The organism is Streptomyces sp. NPDC050534 (assembly GCF_044457745.1).
Lineage (GTDB): Bacteria > Actinomycetota > Actinomycetes > Streptomycetales > Streptomycetaceae > Streptomyces.
The window spans coordinates 120,835-135,662 of sequence record NZ_JBITHF010000019.1; the positions used below are offsets into that span (position 1 = coordinate 120,835).

A 14,828-nucleotide genomic window follows, 5' to 3' on the forward strand; every position below is an offset into this window, starting at 1 on the left:
TGGTGCCGGAAGGACGGAGGGGGCATCGTGGAAGCCGGCGAACCAACTCATACAGACGCTCTCTCCGAAGGGAGACTCACATGAAGCCGCAGCAGTCCTCCCGGCCGAGCACCACCCTGAACAACCTGGTCACAGGCCCCGACGAGAGCGAACTTGCTCCCTTCCTGACCGCCTGGGACACGGCCCACCCGGCCCTCTCCGACCCCGAGTGGCGCCACGTACTGGACGAGATCGCCCACCCGCGCACCACGCAGGCGTTCCGCCGCCTGGCCGACACGGCGTAGCACCCGCGCGACGGCAGCCTCCGACCACACCTCGCTGACCAGCGACATCACAAACAGATCACCCGTTTCGCACACCCTTCACACATCACCCTCCCTGGAACTACGGCCAGTTCACCGCGACGGTGACGGCGACACCCGAGCCGGGGCCGACGGTCACCGAGACCGTCACGGCCAGGCCGAAGCCCCGCCCCACGGCCACCGTCACGAGAACGGCCACCGCGAGGGCCGCGGGCACATCCACCGGAAGCAGCTCAAGTGCACCTACAGCTCGAACGCTTGTCGCTGGACGTACGCCTGACGGCGCGACACGTTCCGCCCCCGCCCTTCCCTACGCCCTTCTCCACGCTCTGACAGCCAACTGGCCGAGCCCCGAGGCACGGATGGCAGCCTCGAAGAGCGCCTTGGAACATATCGGACTAGCCTCCGAAATGAGCGCAAAGTGGATCTTTGTGAAGTGGATCTTTCGACGGTGCGCTCGACCCAACCCAAGGAGGAGAAATGCGCAAGCTCCCCAAGGCGGCTGTCGCGGCCGCCGTCATCGCTCTCGTCGGCTTCATAGGCACCGGCACCGCCAGCGCCGCTCCGAGCGCGCCCGCCGGACACGGCGGCGGATGCAGGTCCCACGACCTGAACCTGGACGTCCTCGGCCAGGTCGGCCTCCTCAACGGCCTCCTGGGCAACGCCATCAACGGCGAGGGCAATCCAGGCGGCCAAGCCAATCACGTCGGCTCAGAATGCGATTGACGAGCAGCGGGATCTGCATCACGTAGCCATGGAGAGGCCCCGGAACCTTCCGGGGCCTCTCACCTGCGTGCTGCCGTATGTACCGGACGCTTCGATCAGGCGGTGTCGATCTGCCAGGCGATCATTCCCGTAGATCCTTCGGCGCCGTCGGCATCGATACGTATCGGCAGCTTGTGCACGGTGATCCGTTGCTGCACGAGCGACTGATCGCACGGCACCTCTGTCTTCGCCCCAGCGCTCGCCGGCGTGAACGTCACGCGCGCACTGCCGCTGCCGAAGCACACCAGATTGAGCTTGTACGTCCTGCCCCGGCGAAAGGTGGGCTCCGTGTGGATGCCGTCGGTCACGCGCTCCGCGCCGGCCTCAACCATCGTTCCGCTGTGAACGGCGGCAAGGGCAGCCTGCGCCTGATCGGTGAGTGTCTTCTCCCGCGCCTCGGCCGCAGCCTGAGACGCGCTCACCGAGGGCTGCGGCGATGTCGTGCCGACAGCCGCGCCGTCACCGCTTCCGGAGGTGCAGGAGGTCAGGAGCAATGCCGACGCTGCCGCAACGCATCCGGCGATCCAGGCCCGCGGGTTCGAATTGGTCATGACGAGGTTTCCCAGAAGCGCCAGCCAACCGCGGACGTGGGCAAGGTCGCTGAGCCATGAGCGAGCTCGACGGTGTTGCAGTCGCTGCCACTGCCGGAGCGGTATCTCTTCCACTTCACGTCGTAGCCCCATGAGCCGTACTGCAGATGGCCGTACTTCCGGCTGCTGACCGGATGGGAGTAGGCATGCCCGGGGGTCACGGTCACACGGGCGCCGATGCTGCCGCTGACGCTGAGCTTGGCCTCCCCGATGAGCTTGCCGGCCTTGAACTCCCCAGTGCCCGTTACGTCGGCCGAGATGATGCCGCCCTTGGTCACGGTCTCGCTCATGGTGCCGCCCGGACCGTCCTTGTAGTCGGTGCCGTTCCACCGGGAAGGAACGTGGACGGCCTCCTTCGAGGTGATGGCGTACCACGTCTCCGGCCGGTCGCACATGGCCGGCCTCTCCTCGCCGAGCGGCTGATCCTCGGCGGCGCCAGTGCCCGCGGTCGTGAGGCAGAGAAGCAATGCAGTGGCAGCGCCGGTCACAACGCGCCGTGAGCTGATGCCCATGGAACACCCTTGCTGGAGGACCGCCCCCGTAGCGATCAAGCCCTTGGACACTATGCGGCGGTCATGCACTCGACCATCACAAGGGCCATGTTCTGAGGAGAGCTTGAGGCTCGCTTTCCAACTGCGTCGGCGGGGTTGGCGGGGTGTGCGCAGGGGCCTTCGTCGGCGTCCGGCCCTTCAACGGCTGCGACTCCGGCCGCCCGTTGAGCCGCCGTCGTCATGACCCCACAGTTCCGCGGCCTGCGAGGAGCACAACGCAAGAGGCCCCGCATCTCTGCGGGGCCTCTCACCTGTGTGCACTCGGCAGGATTCGAACCTGCAACCGTCTGATCCGTAGCTCTATAGAGATCGGCCATCAGGGGTCATCCAGGCTGTCGGAAGGAGGGTGAGGCGTACCGACGGCTATGGTCGGTTGCTGTAGTTGCTGTACTTCGCTGCTGTACTGCAACCGAGGCAAGGGGGGCAGACCCCGAGGAGCCTGCCCCCGCCCGTCACTTGCCCTTCGGCTTGTGCTTGGTCGGGTCAACGAGCTTGTAACCCTGGCCAGCCTTGGGCGTCGGCGGAAGGGGCTTGCCCTTCACGGCCGTGACCTCGGTCTTGGAACCGGGCACCTTGTACTGTCCCGACTCCGGCGCCGGCGTACCCGGCGTGAGCTTCTTGGCCATTCTGATCACCTACCCTTCAAGCTGGATACCGCTCGATGTGGACCCTGCCCTTCTGGATGAAGGGTTGAGCCCTGTAGGGTCGTTGGGCGCCTAGGAACGCACACGACCCCAGTTCGAGCAGGCACCGACCCCGCGTCAGTCCTTCTGAACTGGGGTCTTTCGCGCTGCCGAGAAGAATAGCGCCTCGAGTGGCCCAAGTGGGGTACTCGAACCACAACTTGTGGGTCCGTCAGGTCGTCCGACCACTAGATGTGGGGGTAGCTGCAAGCCTTTCAGGCTACCGTCAGCCACTGACAAGGTCGGGATCTCAATGGGCCGAGTCACGGCGGCAGGCCGCCGTTCATCGATGAAGGACGTCACCCGCCCAGGCTTTGAGATCCGGCCTCATCTATCAGGTCGACTAGCTCAGGCATTTCTCGCCGTCATCCGGCAAGTGACGCAGCCGATGACCGTTCGAGCCGATCCGCTCTGATTCGCCCTCGTTCGTCGCTGCTGGTGTCAGGCACTGACGTCAGAGCCGTCCGTGAGGCTTGACACCTCGTTGCGGAAGACTGCCGTCACCACCTGAACAACGATCAGAACGGTAACCGCGACTACGAGCCAAGTCGCTTGGCGAAGGACGTCAGTCATGGTGTCACCGTTGATCACACAGGCCAGTACCGCACCCAGAGCGATCATGGATTTGTTGCCACTGTCAGTGCCGCATGCGACAGTTTGAAGAAGGCGGTCGTCTATGACGGACAGTCCGCCGAGAGCCGGGTTGGGCATTCGTCCTCCGGTTACTTGGAGGGCGCGCCCGAGGTCTCTTCCCCAAGAGCGGGCGCGCCCTTCGGTGTTGACCCTTAAGACGTTATTGCACGGCACTGACAGATGAGCGCAGCCGTTGTGAAGCGCGGTAATGATGACGAACGGGTATGCCAAGTACCCCCTCTCATCCAACGTGGCGGGAAGCTGGCATTCCGTCAGCTTGCTGACCTGCAGAGAAAGCCGCTCCTATCACACGGCACTGACAAATATGGGCTCCCTCCAGCACGCCACCTTTGCCTCACGTGATGCAAAGTTCCCTATGTCTGCATTTTTCCGTGACTGACTTCACAAAAATACAAAAGTTGGTGAGCCTCACAACCGCGCTCAACCCACCACCTACCCCAGCTCCCATCCCGTCCGCCGTCGACCCACACACCGTGGAGCGGGCGTGGTTCATGGCGTCCAGGTGGAGCGCGCCACTGTACGAACGACCTGGACGCCATGGGCCGCGTCTGCTCGGCTCTGCCTGGGTCGATGGCGGACGGGATGGGAGCTCCCCGCGCACGCCACTACGGACCCGCGGCCGCGAACGGCGCCCCCTCCATCCCGGTGCCGGCCGATCCCCCGCCGGAGGCATCGTCTTAACCGTGGGCCGCTCTATACGGTGATCGACTCATGGCTTCCGGCCCTATCCACATGTGGGCGCGCGTCGGCGCAGCGCGCGCGAGCGGGCCGAAGGCAGGAGCGCGGCGCGCAGCGGAGCCGGGAAGCGCGCCCGGCGGAGCGGAGCGCAGCCGGGGCTTGATGAGGTAGAGAAACCTGTAACAGCTCAGGCCGTGCCGGTTGGAGATCAACTGCCGACCGGCGGTGTGAGCTTGCGGCCATCGTGGGTTCGGATGTGTGGCGCCTCGTCGTCGCGCAGAGCGTCCGTGATGCGGATCGCGTAGACCTCGCTCATCGCCGCAACGGCCTCGTCCGGGGCAAGCCATGCAACCGCGGTCGACTCGTCCGAGAGCTGTTCGTGACCGCCTTCGGGTCGACACCTGAACACCAGGGCAACGACCCCGACGGCCATGTTCTTGTAGACGCCGGTCAGCCGCTCCACGCGAATCTTGATGCCGGTCTCCTCGAACACCTCTCGGAGGACCCCCTCCTCGACGGCTTCCGTACGCTCAAGCACCCCGCCGGGCGGTTCCCACGTGCCGTTGTCGGCACGGCGGATCACCAACACGCGCCCGTCCTCACGCACAACGACTCCCGCCACGGAGACCGAATGGAGCGGCGTTGGCTGTCGTGGCATGAGCCGAGTTTCAGGCAGAGGGCCGGTCAGTGGTGAGGAGTCGGCTGGTGAAGCCCTCGCGGCACAGCCGCTCATAGGCCTCACACACGTCATCCGGTACGGGTTGGCTGATCATGAACCCCTGCTCCGGGTAGATCAGCAGTCGCTGAAGTGCCCCCACCAGCATGTCAATGACCAACCGAGCGTCCTGGATGGAGTCCGCGTACTCCTCCAACGTCATCGGAGTTGACGCGCTGACGATCTCCACTTCGGGCCACAGCTTGCGCGCCGTGGCGTACGCGCGCCTCTCCTCGTACGGCTTGCTGATGAGGAGCACGGAGGAGACATCCACTCCGGCCTCCTCAAGCACAGCCCTGGAAAAGCGGATGTTCTCGCCAGTGTTGCGGGCGTTGGGTTCTACGAGCACGGCTGAGCTGGGAACACCGAGTTCGAGGGCTCGTTCGCGGTAGTGGATGGCCTCACCTTGTGGCATGCGTTCCCGCGTCGTCGGGCTGGTGGCTCCCGTGAACAGAAGGAGGGGAGCCATGCCGCGCTTGTACAGGTCTACTGCCGTATCGGCTACACCCAGGTCGTGGCTACCCAACCCGATCGCGACTGAGCACGGCCGCAGGACGTGGCCCATCTGGTGGTAGTCCCACAGGCGCCGCGCGTCGGCCCATGCCTGAGTGGAGATCATTCCTACCCCTTCTCGCCCTTCGTCGAGTCCGGCACCTTGAAGTCGTACTCCCAGGCGAAGCGCGAAGCCGCGTGCACACCAATGGCGAACTCCACCACTGTGCCAGAGGCCGTGTACGTCGTCCGATGCAGCTCGACGACTGGTTCGCCCGGCGGCAGCTGCAAGAGCTTTACTTCGTCGGCCGTGGCTGCCCTGGCGAAGATCTCCTCTTTCATGTGGTCGATCTCGTATCCCGCGTCGTACAGCACCCGGAATCCGCCGCCGCGACCGGCCGGCCCCGGGGTGGGGTCCACCAGCCGGGTCCCCTCGACGTGTTCGGGTCGGTAGTAACTGGTGAGGGTGTGGGTCGGCTGGTCGCCTTCCTTCACCAGCCGCGCTCGCGCGTACACCTCCGCTCCCTCGGGGAGGCCGTGGGCAGCCGCGACCGTCCGCGGGGCTTCCACGCGACTGACGGTCTGGGTCTGCTCGTTCCGGCGGTAGCTGCGCCCAGAGGCCACGCGGTCCGCGATGAAAGCCACCTCATCACCATCGCGCCACTTTGCCTTGTCGTACCGGCCGATGCCGAGCCGCTTGAGCGGAACCCGTTGTCGCACGACGGTGCCGTGCCCGCGGGACGACGTCACCAGGCCCTCGGCTTCAAGAGCCTTGTAGGCCTGATGCACGGTGGACTTGGAGCCCTCGCCTGCCGCAACTAGCTCCCTGATCTGCGGAAGCTGCTGGCCAGGCGCGTACTCACCCCTCTTGATCTGTTCAGCCAGCTTGTCGGCCAGCTCCCGCCATTTCGGCGCCATCTCACGACTCCTCTCGACGAGATCAGTCAAGCACAGTCCCAGGACTGTTGACAGTCCCAGGACTGCGTGTCACAGTCTCCCTAAGTCGCCCGCAGTCCTAGGACAGCGGGCACGGAGGGTCTTCTTTGGGCTGCTCCGAAGCATCGACTCAGGGAGTACTTCATGCCGTCGTTCAAGATCGACACTTCGACCGCCGTGGTGTTCGTGGCGACCGCGCCGGAACCGAAGATGGTCAACAAGAAGACCGGTGAGCGGGCCGTGGATCGGGAGACCAACGCGAGTCTTTCGACCGTGGGTCTGCTGGTCTCGGATGAGGGGGAGGGGAACCTCTACCAGGTGACCGTGCCGGAGACCGGTCTCCCCGAGGGGCTGGCGCCCGGCATGCCGGTCAAGGTCATCGGCCTGAAGGCGCGTGACTGGGAGAACGAGTTCAACGGCCAGAAGCGGCACGGGATCTCGTTCCGTGCGGTCGCGATCACCCCGGCGGCCTGATCATGGCCGACCTGGCGATGTGGCTGGAGGCCACGGGAGCCCTGGCCGGTGCCGGTGGCCTCGGCTACGCGAAGGTACGCGCGCCGCGCGTGTACTGGTCGCTGGTCGGGATGCCGGTCACCTGGGGCCGCTTCACCCTCTCGTACCGCTCGACGATGGACGTGTGCGGGCTGACGGTGCAGCCGTCGGGGCTGCGGGCGTTCTTCACCCGCAGCGTTGCCCGCCGTGAGGTGCAGCCGGTCCCGCCGAAGATCCGCCGGGTGCGCGGCACGTCGACCGGGCTGCGGGTGACCCTGCGGCTTCCCGCCGGCCTGGAGCCCGCCGACCTGATGGCCTCCTCGGAGCGGCTCCGGCACGCCTGGGGCGTCCACTCGGTGACCGTGATGGAGACGAAGCCCGGTTTCGTCGAACTGCGGATGACCGGCTACGACGTGCTGCGCCGGGTGACGATGCCCCGCAAGGCCCGCCCGCACGACATGGCCGTGCCGGTCGCGGTGCGCGAGGACGGGACCGCCTTCGAGCGGGACTACCGCAAGGCACCGATGGCGCTCACCCTGGGCGCCAACCACTCCGGCAAGTCCATGTATCAGCGCAACCTGATCAAGGGGCTGGCGCAACTGCCGGTGGCCCTGGTCGGCGTCGACTGCAAGCGCGGGGTGGAACAGTCCGCCTTCGCGCCCCGCCTGTCGGCGCTGGTCACCACCCCCGACGATGCCGCCTCACTGCTCTCCGTGCTGGTCGCGGAGATGGAAGACCGTTTCGACCTGCTGAGCCGTCACGGCGTCTCGGACCTGTGGGAACTGCCCGCAGAGCTGCGCCCGGTGCCGGTGGTGGTCCTGGTCGACGAGGTGGCGGAACTGTTCCTGATCTCCTCCAAGAAGGATGAGGAGCGCCGGGAACGGATCGTCACCGCGCTGATCCGGCTGGCGCAGATGGCCCGCGCCATCGGCATCTACCTGGAGATCTGCGGGCAGCGCTTCGGCTCCGACCTGGGCAAGGGCGCCACCATGCTCCGCGCTCAGCTCACCGGCCGCGTGGTGCACCGCGTCAACGACAAGCAGACCGCCGAAATGGGCCTGGCAGACGTGGCCCCGGACGCGGTCCCGGCCGCGAGCCTGATCCCGATGAACCGCCCCGGAACCGCTGTCGCGGCGGACTCCTCCGGCGGCTGGTCGAAGATCCGCACCCCGAACACCAGCCGCGATGAAGTCGTGGCGGTCTGCCGGGAGTTCGCCCACCTGGTCCCGGCTCTGTCGTTCCTCGACCCGTTCCGCCCGCGCATCCCCGCGCCGGCCGTTGAGGCCCCGCTCTTGGTCAAGGAAGGCGACCCGGCATGAGCAACCGCAGCGATCGGGATGAGTTCGGCCAGACCTGGCAGGAACGGGACGACGTCAACCGGCTCGGTGTCCTGTACGAGACCTTGCAGAACGACCTGTACCTCGGTCTGCCCGTGGACCACTTCGTCTCGGTTCTGAGCGACACCTTCGACTCCGAGTTCCTTGCCCGCGCCGATGGCGTCTACCCGCCCATCGGCCACGGCTACCCGCGTCTGGAGTCGTGATCGCCGTGGCCGCGACCAAGAACCGCACCATCCGCGCGGACGCCGTCCTGATCCAAGCCGTCATCGCTGGCGCACTGTCCTTCGCCCACCTGCACGACCTAGCCGAAGCTGCTGGACAGACCGGCTGGAAGGCGTGGGCCTATCCGGTCTCGGTCGACCTGCTTCTCGTCGCCGCCTGGCGCCGACTGCGCACGGCCCGCCGTGACCGCTCTGCCTGGAGCTGGTTCGTGATCGCCCTGTTCGCCTCGCTCGGTGCGAACATCGCGACCGCCGGGCTCCTCGACCTGGCCCAGGTGCCTGCCTGGCTGTGCATTCTCGTGGCTGGCTGGCCCGCCCTGGCCTTCCTCGGCGGAACCCTCCTGGTGCACTCACCCGACACCCCGGCCGCTCCTGCACAGGCTGTGGATGAGGTGGCGCCGCCGGAAGTCGAGATGCACCGCACCGACGAACCCGCCCCCGGCCCGGTCCCGGCCGCGACGGTGCCGGAGCTGACTCCCGCTTCGCCGAAGCCCGAGCCCAGTCCCCCCGTGGTTCCGGCCGCGCTGCTCGACCACGCCCGCAAGATCGCCGACGCCCACCGGGCCTCCACGGGCTCCCCGATGCCCGCCGACGCCCTGTCCGCCCGGCTCCAACTGCCCGCCCCGATGGCCGACGCCATCGCCGCCGAACTCCAACTCGCCTGACAGGAAGGGAGAAACCGCCAGTGACCGCCTACCGCCGCTTCCGCAACGTGATCCGTATCGGGCCCGTGCAGGTCGCCACCGCTTACGACGGCCGTGGCCGCGACAAGCACACCGCCGCCTGCACCGCACCCGGCTGCGGCTTCGCCGCCGACTACGACACCCGTGCTGGCGCCGAACTCGCCGCCCGCACCCACCGCTGCAAGGCCTGACAGGAGATCTCGCCATGCACGTACCGCTCTGGCTCGCCCTGCTCATCGTCGGATGGCTCGGCGTCAAGCTCGCCCGCCCGCCGTGGTGGCTGGTCGCCGTGCTCCTGGTCGGCGGCTACCTCGCCGCCCAAAGCGTCCTCGCCCCTGCCCTCGCCGCCGTCCTCAAGTAGAAGGGACCCGTCCCGTGTTCACGCCCAAGTACCCGCCCCAGGACACCGCCCCACCGGCCGCCACGGCCCCCGTGCCGGCCACCCACACCCCGGCGCCCGTTCAGCCGTCGGCCCCGGCCCCGGTTGTGGCGGCCCCGGTCTCGAACCGGCCGACCGTCCAGCTCACCCCCGGCACCGCGCTCGTCCTGGTCGGCGGCGGCACCGCCGTGGTCCTCGTCGTCGGCGCCGTGCTGGTCTCCATGCTCCTCGCGGTCGCCATCACCGGCATGTCCGTGGCCGTGACCGCCGTAGTACTCCGCTCGATCCTCAACCACGAAAGGAAGCACTGACATGAGCATCTTCAGCAAGCGACCCCACCCGGACCAGGACCGCCACATCGAGGAAGCCAAGCGCCGCGGCGCCCAGCTCAACCGGGAGATCTACGGCCGCATCAAGGACGGGACCGCCACCAAGGACGACAAGCGGATCTGGAACGCCGGACGCAAGCGCTCTGGCCGCATCAAGTAACGCCCTCCGGGGCGGCTCTCTCGCCAAAGAACCGCCGCCCCGGACGGCTCCACCTCTTCCAGATCCAACGGACCCGAAAGGGATGCCTCATCATGCCCCAGCACGCCCCGAACACGCCCGTCTGCCGCGACTGCGACGGCTTCCCCGCCGTCGCCATCACCACCGGTACCCGGCACGACGACGGCACCCGCGTCACCCTCCGCGTCACCTGCTCGACCTGCCAGGGCACCGGCCACACCGCCCGCACCGCGCACCTTGTCCGGGTCGGGAGGTGACGACGTGAAGACCGTGACCACCTCGGCCCACATCGAGCCGGACACCCGTTTCCTCGTCACCCCGTTCGCCGACCGCGCCAACCCCTTCGTCAGCCTCCGCATCGGCGGTGACTTCGTCGAACTCGCGCTGATCGCCCGTCTCGGAACCTCCGAAGCCCTGCGCACTCTCGCCGCTGCGGCCATCGAAGCCGCCGGAGCCCTGGACGCCATGGCCACCGACGCGGCGGAGGTGACCAACCATGGCTGACCTCAGCCCGACCCCGGACCGGCCGGGCCTGCACGTCAGCAAGCCCTCCCCGTCCGCCCCCGCCACCGCATCGGCGGTCTGCCACTGCGGGGCCCTCCGCCACCGCCAAGGGAGACGTCCAGGTCAAGGCACTGGTGGACGGCTACACCGCCCACCACGGCTCCGCCCACGGCAGGAGGTGACCACGTGACCAACACCGCCACCCTGGCGGGCCTCGATGCGGCCACCCTCGGCGACGTGCTGAGGGTGGCCAATCAGGCCGACTTCGACCGCTGGCAAGACCAGATTCGCCGTACCGGCGGCTGCTCCGACCCGATCCGGCTGATCGGCGGCACCAAGACCATCGACCCGGCGACCAAGACCGTGCTGCACGCCTACTCCACGGACACCGAGCCGGGCGGCATGCTCCGCATCGCCTGCGGCAACCGCCGCGCCTCCCGCTGCCCGGCCTGCGCCTGGACCTACGCCGGAGACACCTACCACCTCATCCGCGCCGGACTCGTCGGCGACCCCGACAAGGGCACCCCGCACACCATCCGGGACCACCCCCGCGTCTTCGCCACCCTCACCGCGCCCTCGTTCGGCCCAGTCCACAACCGGCCCGGCAACCGGCCCTGCCGCTGTGGCATCCGGCACGGTGAAGACGCGCCGGCACTCGGCACGCCGCTCGACCCCGACTCCTACGACTACGCGGGTGCGGTGCTGTGGAACAACCACGCATCCGACCTGTGGCGCTACTTCACGATCTACCTGCGCCGCGAGATCGCCAAGCGGGCCGGGCTCACGCAGAAGGACGCGCGGGAACAGTCCCGGGTCTCCTTCGGCAAGGTCGCCGAGTACCAGAAACGCGGCGCGGTGCACTTCCATGCCGTGATCCGCTTCGACGGACCCGGCGGCCCGGACGATCCGCCCCCGGCCTGGGCGACCCTGGATCTGCTCACGGATGCCATCCATGCCGCCGCTGCCCGCGTGGCGGTCGACGTTCCACCGGCCGGGCAGGAACCTGCCCGCACGCTGCGCTGGGGCACCCAGCTCGACGTCCAGCCGATCGGCGCCTTCGGCCACGGCGAAGAGATCACCGAACAGGCCGTCGCCTCCTACGTCGCCAAGTACGCCACCAAGGCCGCCGAGACCACCGGCACCGTGGACCGGCGGATCGGCAACAAAGAGGCCCTGATCCTGCTCGACGTGCCCGACCACCCCGCTCGGCTCATCGCGGCCTGCTTGGACCTGCATGCCCTCTACCCGGATCGGAAGCTGCGGGACTGGGCTCACATGCTCGGCTTCCGCGGCCACTTCTCCACCAAGTCCCGCCGCTACTCCACCACATTGGGCGCCCTGCGCCAGGTCCGCGCCGACTACCGCGCCGCCCAACAACGCGCCGCCCTCGGGCTGCCCGACCTCGATGAAGACGCGGAGGCAACCACCCTCACCCTCGCCCACTGGACCTACGCCGGACACGGCCACACCCCCGGCGAATCCTGGCTCGCCGCCAACATCCACCGCGACATCCAACAGAACCGCGACACCGCACGCGAAGAACTGCCCGCTCAACTGGCCCTGGAAGGAGCCGTCGCATGACCATGACTGTGATCGAACGGAAGTGGTTCACCACACGCGAGGTCGCCGAAATGCTCGGCTACGGCCTCTCCAAGACCAAGATGCTGGTCCTGTCCGGGGAGATCCGCTCCATCAAGGACGGCCGTAACCGCCGGATCCTGCCCCGCTACGTGGACGAGTACGTGGAACGTCGCGCGAGGGAAGCCGAGCAGGGGTGGTCGGCATGAGCGGCAAGCGTGGCAACGGTGAAGGCTCAATCTACCCGTACAAGAACGGCTTCGCTGCGTACGTCTGGGTCGACACCCTCGACGGCAAGCGCAAGCGGAAGTACGTCTACGGCAAGACCCGCGACGAGGTGCACGACAAGTGGATCAAGCTGCATGTTGAGGCCAAGAGCGGGCCAGTGGCTACTCGGCACCGCCCCCTTGCGGCCTTCCTCGCCTACTGGCTCAGCGAGATCGTCAAGCCGAACCTGGCACCGCTGACCTACGTCTCGTACGAGGGGTCAGTGCGGCTCTATATCAATCCGCACCTCGGTGCGAAGCGGATCGACAAGCTCACGGTGCGAGACGTGCGTGAGTGGATCAACAAGCTCGCCACCACTTGCCAGTGCTGTGCCCAGGGCAAGGACGCCAGGCGTCGGCGTGATGCTCAGCGATGCTGCGCCATTGGTGAGTGCTGCGAGGCCCACCCGTCGCGACGTGTCGTTCAGGCGGCTCGGGATGCCCTTCGGGCGGCCCTTACCCACGCTGTGACCGAGGAGGAAATCAGCAAGAACGTGGCCTCCTTGGTCAAGGTCCCCAAGCCTCGGCGTAGGAGGATCAAGCCCTGGTCGGTCACCGAAGCGGGCCGGTTCCTCGCCGACTGCGCCGCTCGCGACGATCACCTGTTCGCAGCCTGGGTGCTCGTGCTCTGCCTCGGCCTTCGTCGGGGTGAGGTTCTGGGTCTGACCTGGAAGTCGATCGACTTCGAGACCGGTGAGCTCTACGTGGATCATCAGATCCAGCGGGCGGGGCGTCAGATCCTGCACCGCGAGACCAAGACCGAGGAGTCCGACGACTTCCTTCCCGTGCCGGCGCTTTGTCTCAAGGCCCTTCGCATGCGCCGCGCACAGCAGATCGGCGACCACAGTGCGGCTGGGGAGCTCTGGCAGGACGTCAGTGGGCTGGTCTTCACCACGAAGTACGGCACCCCGATCGAACCGGGCAACCTCACCCGCATGTTCGCCCTGCGGGCTCGCCGCGCTGGCGTCCGGGTCATTCCTCTGCGGAACACCCGGCACACGTGCAGCTCGCTCCTGGTCGCGCTCAAGGTGCACCCGAAGGTCGCCCAACGCATCCTGCGGCACTCGCAGATCGCCATGACGATGGAGGTCTACGCCGAGGCGAGCGAAGAGGAGGTGCGAGCCGCGATCGGCAAGCTGTCGGACACCATGGGCGGTAGCGGCTGACGCGGTTGCTGTACTTCACTGCTGTACGGCACGACAAAGACCCCACGGGGATGATCCCGAGGGGTCTTTGACCTGTGTGCACTCGGCAGGATTCGAACCTGCAACCTTCTGATCCGTAGTCAGATGCTCTATCCGTTAAGCTACGAGTGCTTGTTTTGTTTTTGCCGGTCCTGGTCCTTTCGGCCCGCTCGCGGCGACAGGAAGAACATTACATGACTGCCGCCGCCATGTGAAATCCGTTTGCCGCACCCCTTGTGACCTGCGAGAACGGCTCTGAGGGCGACTCTGGGAACGACGAAGCCCCGGTCGGGTGGACCGGGGCTTCGGTGATCTTGTCGATCAGGGGCGGAGGCGGAGGGATTTGAACCCTCGATGGGCTTTAAGACCCAAACCGCATTAGCAGTGCGGCGCCATAGACCGGACTAGGCGACGCCTCCAGCACAGCCGCCCGCGCGAGCGCGAGTGGTGCGTGCAGATGATGACACAGTCGAGCGTGGTGTCACCAATCGGCTCCTACGGTACTAGGCAGGCGGGCCGCAGAGCAAAGCCCTTACCGGTGGGGCGGGGCGCGCAACGTCCTGGGGGGTGACGCGTTAGTCAGGTCATGTCGCTCGCCCGGTTCCTGGTCGTCGCCGCCACCGCCGCCACCTCCGTCGTGCCCTCGGTCCTGCCCGCCGCCGCGCACGCCGACGCCGTCCGCCCCGCCCTCGCGCCGCCGCCCGTCCAGAGCGGGGAGCAGACCGGGGACCACCTCACGGTCACGGTCCGGCACAGCGGCGACGGTGCCGACGGGACGTACGAGCTCTACTGCCATCCCGGGGGCGGCACCCATCCCGACGCCGACGCCGCGTGCGCGGCGCTCGACCGCGGCACGACGTGGGGGAAGGACACCTTCGCGCCCGTGCCCGACGACAGCGTCTGCACCATGCAGTACGGCGGGCCCGCCACCGCGCATGTCACCGGGAGCTGGGCCGGGCGGCCCGTGGACGCCTCGTACGACCGCAGCGACGGATGTGAGATCGGCCGTTGGGACCGGCTCGTACCACTGCTGCCCGATCTGCGGCCGCACGGGCTTCCGTAGAAACGCTGCCGTGGAACGCTGCCGTGGAGACCGGCGGCGAGGCGCCGGCGGCGGGACGAAAGCGTGGAGGCGAAGTGGTCGGCACGTGGGCCTGGAGTCAAGGGCAGGCAAGGCCCGCAGGCCAGGGGATGCGGTCACACGTTCTACTTCACTTCCTCGTGCGACCTCCCTCTCATCCGCCGCCGCGACCGCGAGCAGTGCCCGTAGACTCCCTCGCGTGACACGTCGCGGGCAGGTTGGCAAGA

Annotated in this window: 23 protein-coding genes, 2 tRNA genes and 1 pseudogene; 17 read left to right on the plus strand and 9 right to left on the minus strand. The window is 67.6% G+C overall.

What is annotated here, in order from left to right; all coding sequences use genetic code 11:
- Positions 1-80 precede the first annotated feature (80 nt).
- Positions 81-284, plus strand: coding sequence for a hypothetical protein (locus ACIBN2_RS42440; RefSeq protein WP_399142945.1), 204 nt, complete (start codon positions 81-83; stop codon positions 282-284).
- Positions 285-384: 100 nt separating this feature from the next.
- On the opposite strand, the gene ACIBN2_RS42445 is transcribed toward ACIBN2_RS42440, so the two are convergent.
- Entirely contained in the window at positions 385-525 is a 141-nt protein-coding gene (locus ACIBN2_RS42445; protein ID WP_399142947.1) for a hypothetical protein, read from the minus strand.
- 257 nt (positions 526-782) lie between these two features.
- Between ACIBN2_RS42445 and ACIBN2_RS42450 the strand changes: the two genes are divergently transcribed.
- Entirely contained in the window at positions 783-1,028 is a 246-nt protein-coding gene (locus ACIBN2_RS42450; RefSeq protein ID WP_399142948.1) for a hypothetical protein, read from the plus strand.
- A 95-nt stretch (positions 1,029-1,123) separates the two neighbouring features.
- Here ACIBN2_RS42450 and ACIBN2_RS42455 read toward each other — a convergent pair whose 3' ends face one another.
- The 6 genes from ACIBN2_RS42455 to ACIBN2_RS42480 form a co-directional block, all read right to left on the minus strand.
- Positions 1,124-1,618 carry a hypothetical protein gene (locus tag ACIBN2_RS42455; RefSeq protein WP_399142950.1) on the minus strand — a complete coding sequence of 165 codons (495 nt, stop codon included), beginning with the start codon at positions 1,616-1,618 and terminating at the stop codon, positions 1,124-1,126.
- The gene (locus tag ACIBN2_RS42460) at positions 1,615-2,169 is read right to left on the minus strand and encodes a hypothetical protein (protein ID WP_399142951.1); all 555 of its coding nucleotides are present in this window, start codon (positions 2,167-2,169) and stop codon (positions 1,615-1,617) included. The genes ACIBN2_RS42455 and ACIBN2_RS42460 overlap by 4 nt, the downstream gene beginning before the upstream one ends.
- 491 nt (positions 2,170-2,660) lie before the next feature.
- Positions 2,661-2,834 (minus strand): hypothetical protein, encoded by a 174-nt coding sequence (locus tag ACIBN2_RS42465; RefSeq protein WP_167531786.1) that lies wholly within the window; start codon positions 2,832-2,834, stop codon positions 2,661-2,663.
- A 1,597-nt stretch (positions 2,835-4,431) separates the two neighbouring features.
- Positions 4,432-4,881 (minus strand): NUDIX hydrolase, encoded by a 450-nt coding sequence (locus ACIBN2_RS42470; RefSeq protein ID WP_399142954.1) that lies wholly within the window; start codon positions 4,879-4,881, stop codon positions 4,432-4,434.
- 10 nt (positions 4,882-4,891) lie between these two features.
- Complete coding sequence (locus ACIBN2_RS42475; protein ID WP_399142956.1) at positions 4,892-5,557, minus strand: YdcF family protein; 666 nt, start codon at positions 5,555-5,557, stop codon at positions 4,892-4,894.
- Positions 5,558-5,559: 2 nt separating this feature from the next.
- The gene (locus ACIBN2_RS42480) at positions 5,560-6,348 is read right to left on the minus strand and encodes a GntR family transcriptional regulator (protein ID WP_399142958.1); all 789 of its coding nucleotides are present in this window, start codon (positions 6,346-6,348) and stop codon (positions 5,560-5,562) included.
- A 162-nt stretch (positions 6,349-6,510) separates the two neighbouring features.
- Between ACIBN2_RS42480 and ACIBN2_RS42485 the strand changes: the two genes are divergently transcribed.
- The 14 genes and pseudogenes from ACIBN2_RS42485 to xerC all read left to right on the plus strand — a co-directional run bounded on the left by ACIBN2_RS42485 (position 6,511) and on the right by xerC (position 13,502).
- On the plus strand, positions 6,511-6,840 hold the full coding sequence (locus ACIBN2_RS42485) for a hypothetical protein (RefSeq protein WP_043433451.1): 330 nt from the start codon (positions 6,511-6,513) through the stop codon (positions 6,838-6,840).
- Positions 6,841-6,842: 2 nt separating this feature from the next.
- On the plus strand, positions 6,843-8,177 hold the full coding sequence (locus ACIBN2_RS42490; RefSeq protein ID WP_399142959.1) for an FtsK/SpoIIIE domain-containing protein: 1,335 nt from the start codon (positions 6,843-6,845) through the stop codon (positions 8,175-8,177).
- Entirely contained in the window at positions 8,174-8,401 is a 228-nt protein-coding gene (locus tag ACIBN2_RS42495) for a hypothetical protein (RefSeq protein WP_399142961.1), read from the plus strand. The genes ACIBN2_RS42490 and ACIBN2_RS42495 overlap by 4 nt, the downstream gene beginning before the upstream one ends.
- A 5-nt stretch (positions 8,402-8,406) precedes the next feature.
- The gene (locus tag ACIBN2_RS42500; protein ID WP_399142963.1) at positions 8,407-9,084 is read left to right on the plus strand and encodes a DUF2637 domain-containing protein; all 678 of its coding nucleotides are present in this window, start codon (positions 8,407-8,409) and stop codon (positions 9,082-9,084) included.
- A gap of 20 nt (positions 9,085-9,104) precedes the next feature.
- The gene (locus tag ACIBN2_RS42505; protein ID WP_208783122.1) at positions 9,105-9,293 is read left to right on the plus strand and encodes a mobile element transfer protein; all 189 of its coding nucleotides are present in this window, start codon (positions 9,105-9,107) and stop codon (positions 9,291-9,293) included.
- A gap of 14 nt (positions 9,294-9,307) precedes the next feature.
- Positions 9,308-9,463 (plus strand): hypothetical protein, encoded by a 156-nt coding sequence (locus ACIBN2_RS42510; protein WP_399142965.1) that lies wholly within the window; start codon positions 9,308-9,310, stop codon positions 9,461-9,463.
- A 14-nt stretch (positions 9,464-9,477) separates the two neighbouring features.
- The gene (locus tag ACIBN2_RS42515; RefSeq protein ID WP_399142967.1) at positions 9,478-9,792 is read left to right on the plus strand and encodes a SpdD protein; all 315 of its coding nucleotides are present in this window, start codon (positions 9,478-9,480) and stop codon (positions 9,790-9,792) included.
- A 1-nt stretch (position 9,793) separates the two neighbouring features.
- On the plus strand, positions 9,794-9,970 hold the full coding sequence (locus ACIBN2_RS42520; protein ID WP_399142969.1) for a hypothetical protein: 177 nt from the start codon (positions 9,794-9,796) through the stop codon (positions 9,968-9,970).
- A gap of 92 nt (positions 9,971-10,062) precedes the next feature.
- Positions 10,063-10,245 carry a hypothetical protein gene (locus ACIBN2_RS42525; protein WP_399142970.1) on the plus strand — a complete coding sequence of 61 codons (183 nt, stop codon included), beginning with the start codon at positions 10,063-10,065 and terminating at the stop codon, positions 10,243-10,245.
- A gap of 4 nt (positions 10,246-10,249) precedes the next feature.
- Positions 10,250-10,492 carry a hypothetical protein gene (locus ACIBN2_RS42530; RefSeq protein ID WP_399142972.1) on the plus strand — a complete coding sequence of 81 codons (243 nt, stop codon included), beginning with the start codon at positions 10,250-10,252 and terminating at the stop codon, positions 10,490-10,492.
- Positions 10,485-10,674 (plus strand): annotated as a pseudogene (locus ACIBN2_RS42535) (hypothetical protein). Before ACIBN2_RS42530 ends, ACIBN2_RS42535 begins: the two are co-directional and overlap by 8 nt.
- Positions 10,675-10,678: 4 nt before the next feature.
- The gene (repSA, locus tag ACIBN2_RS42540) at positions 10,679-12,073 is read left to right on the plus strand and encodes a replication initiator protein RepSA (protein ID WP_399142974.1); all 1,395 of its coding nucleotides are present in this window, start codon (positions 10,679-10,681) and stop codon (positions 12,071-12,073) included.
- Positions 12,070-12,279: an excisionase family DNA-binding protein gene (locus tag ACIBN2_RS42545; RefSeq protein ID WP_399142975.1), complete on the plus strand. Its 210-nt coding sequence runs from the start codon at positions 12,070-12,072 to the stop codon at positions 12,277-12,279. The genes repSA and ACIBN2_RS42545 overlap by 4 nt, the downstream gene beginning before the upstream one ends.
- Positions 12,267-13,502, plus strand: coding sequence for a tyrosine recombinase XerC (xerC, locus tag ACIBN2_RS42550; protein WP_399142977.1), 1,236 nt, complete (start codon positions 12,267-12,269; stop codon positions 13,500-13,502). The genes ACIBN2_RS42545 and xerC overlap by 13 nt, the downstream gene beginning before the upstream one ends.
- Positions 13,503-13,579: 77 nt before the next feature.
- Here the strand turns inward: xerC and ACIBN2_RS42555 are convergent.
- Positions 13,580-13,652, minus strand: a tRNA-Arg gene (locus ACIBN2_RS42555).
- A gap of 196 nt (positions 13,653-13,848) precedes the next feature.
- Positions 13,849-13,939, minus strand: a tRNA-Ser gene (locus ACIBN2_RS42560).
- A 167-nt stretch (positions 13,940-14,106) separates the two neighbouring features.
- Here ACIBN2_RS42560 and ACIBN2_RS42565 point away from each other — a divergent pair.
- Positions 14,107-14,583 (plus strand): SSI family serine proteinase inhibitor, encoded by a 477-nt coding sequence (locus ACIBN2_RS42565; RefSeq protein ID WP_399142979.1) that lies wholly within the window; start codon positions 14,107-14,109, stop codon positions 14,581-14,583.
- Positions 14,584-14,828: the final 245 nt, after the last annotated feature.

What these genes read in the sequence shown, in the direction of transcription:
- ACIBN2_RS42455 (WP_399142950.1), bottom strand. Translation starts at nt 1,618, where the DNA reads ATGACCAATTCGAACCCGCGGGCCTGGATCGCCGGATGCGTTGCGGCA.
- ACIBN2_RS42545 (WP_399142975.1), top strand. Translation starts at nt 12,070, where the DNA reads ATGACCATGACTGTGATCGAACGGAAGTGGTTCACCACACGCGAGGTC.
- ACIBN2_RS42440 (WP_399142945.1), top strand. Translation starts at nt 81, where the DNA reads ATGAAGCCGCAGCAGTCCTCCCGGCCGAGCACCACCCTGAACAACCTG.
- ACIBN2_RS42460 (WP_399142951.1), bottom strand. Translation starts at nt 2,169, where the DNA reads ATGGGCATCAGCTCACGGCGCGTTGTGACCGGCGCTGCCACTGCATTG.
- ACIBN2_RS42525 (WP_399142970.1), top strand. Translation starts at nt 10,063, where the DNA reads ATGCCCCAGCACGCCCCGAACACGCCCGTCTGCCGCGACTGCGACGGC.
- ACIBN2_RS42565 (WP_399142979.1), top strand. Translation starts at nt 14,107, where the DNA reads ATGTCGCTCGCCCGGTTCCTGGTCGTCGCCGCCACCGCCGCCACCTCC.
- ACIBN2_RS42450 (WP_399142948.1), top strand. Translation starts at nt 783, where the DNA reads ATGCGCAAGCTCCCCAAGGCGGCTGTCGCGGCCGCCGTCATCGCTCTC.
- ACIBN2_RS42510 (WP_399142965.1), top strand. Translation starts at nt 9,308, where the DNA reads ATGCACGTACCGCTCTGGCTCGCCCTGCTCATCGTCGGATGGCTCGGC.
- ACIBN2_RS42520 (WP_399142969.1), top strand. Translation starts at nt 9,794, where the DNA reads ATGAGCATCTTCAGCAAGCGACCCCACCCGGACCAGGACCGCCACATC.
- ACIBN2_RS42480 (WP_399142958.1), bottom strand. Translation starts at nt 6,348, where the DNA reads ATGGCGCCGAAATGGCGGGAGCTGGCCGACAAGCTGGCTGAACAGATC.
- ACIBN2_RS42490 (WP_399142959.1), top strand. Translation starts at nt 6,843, where the DNA reads ATGGCCGACCTGGCGATGTGGCTGGAGGCCACGGGAGCCCTGGCCGGT.
- ACIBN2_RS42475 (WP_399142956.1), bottom strand. Translation starts at nt 5,557, where the DNA reads ATGATCTCCACTCAGGCATGGGCCGACGCGCGGCGCCTGTGGGACTAC.
- ACIBN2_RS42495 (WP_399142961.1), top strand. Translation starts at nt 8,174, where the DNA reads ATGAGCAACCGCAGCGATCGGGATGAGTTCGGCCAGACCTGGCAGGAA.
- ACIBN2_RS42465 (WP_167531786.1), bottom strand. Translation starts at nt 2,834, where the DNA reads ATGGCCAAGAAGCTCACGCCGGGTACGCCGGCGCCGGAGTCGGGACAG.
- ACIBN2_RS42485 (WP_043433451.1), top strand. Translation starts at nt 6,511, where the DNA reads ATGCCGTCGTTCAAGATCGACACTTCGACCGCCGTGGTGTTCGTGGCG.
- ACIBN2_RS42470 (WP_399142954.1), bottom strand. Translation starts at nt 4,881, where the DNA reads ATGCCACGACAGCCAACGCCGCTCCATTCGGTCTCCGTGGCGGGAGTC.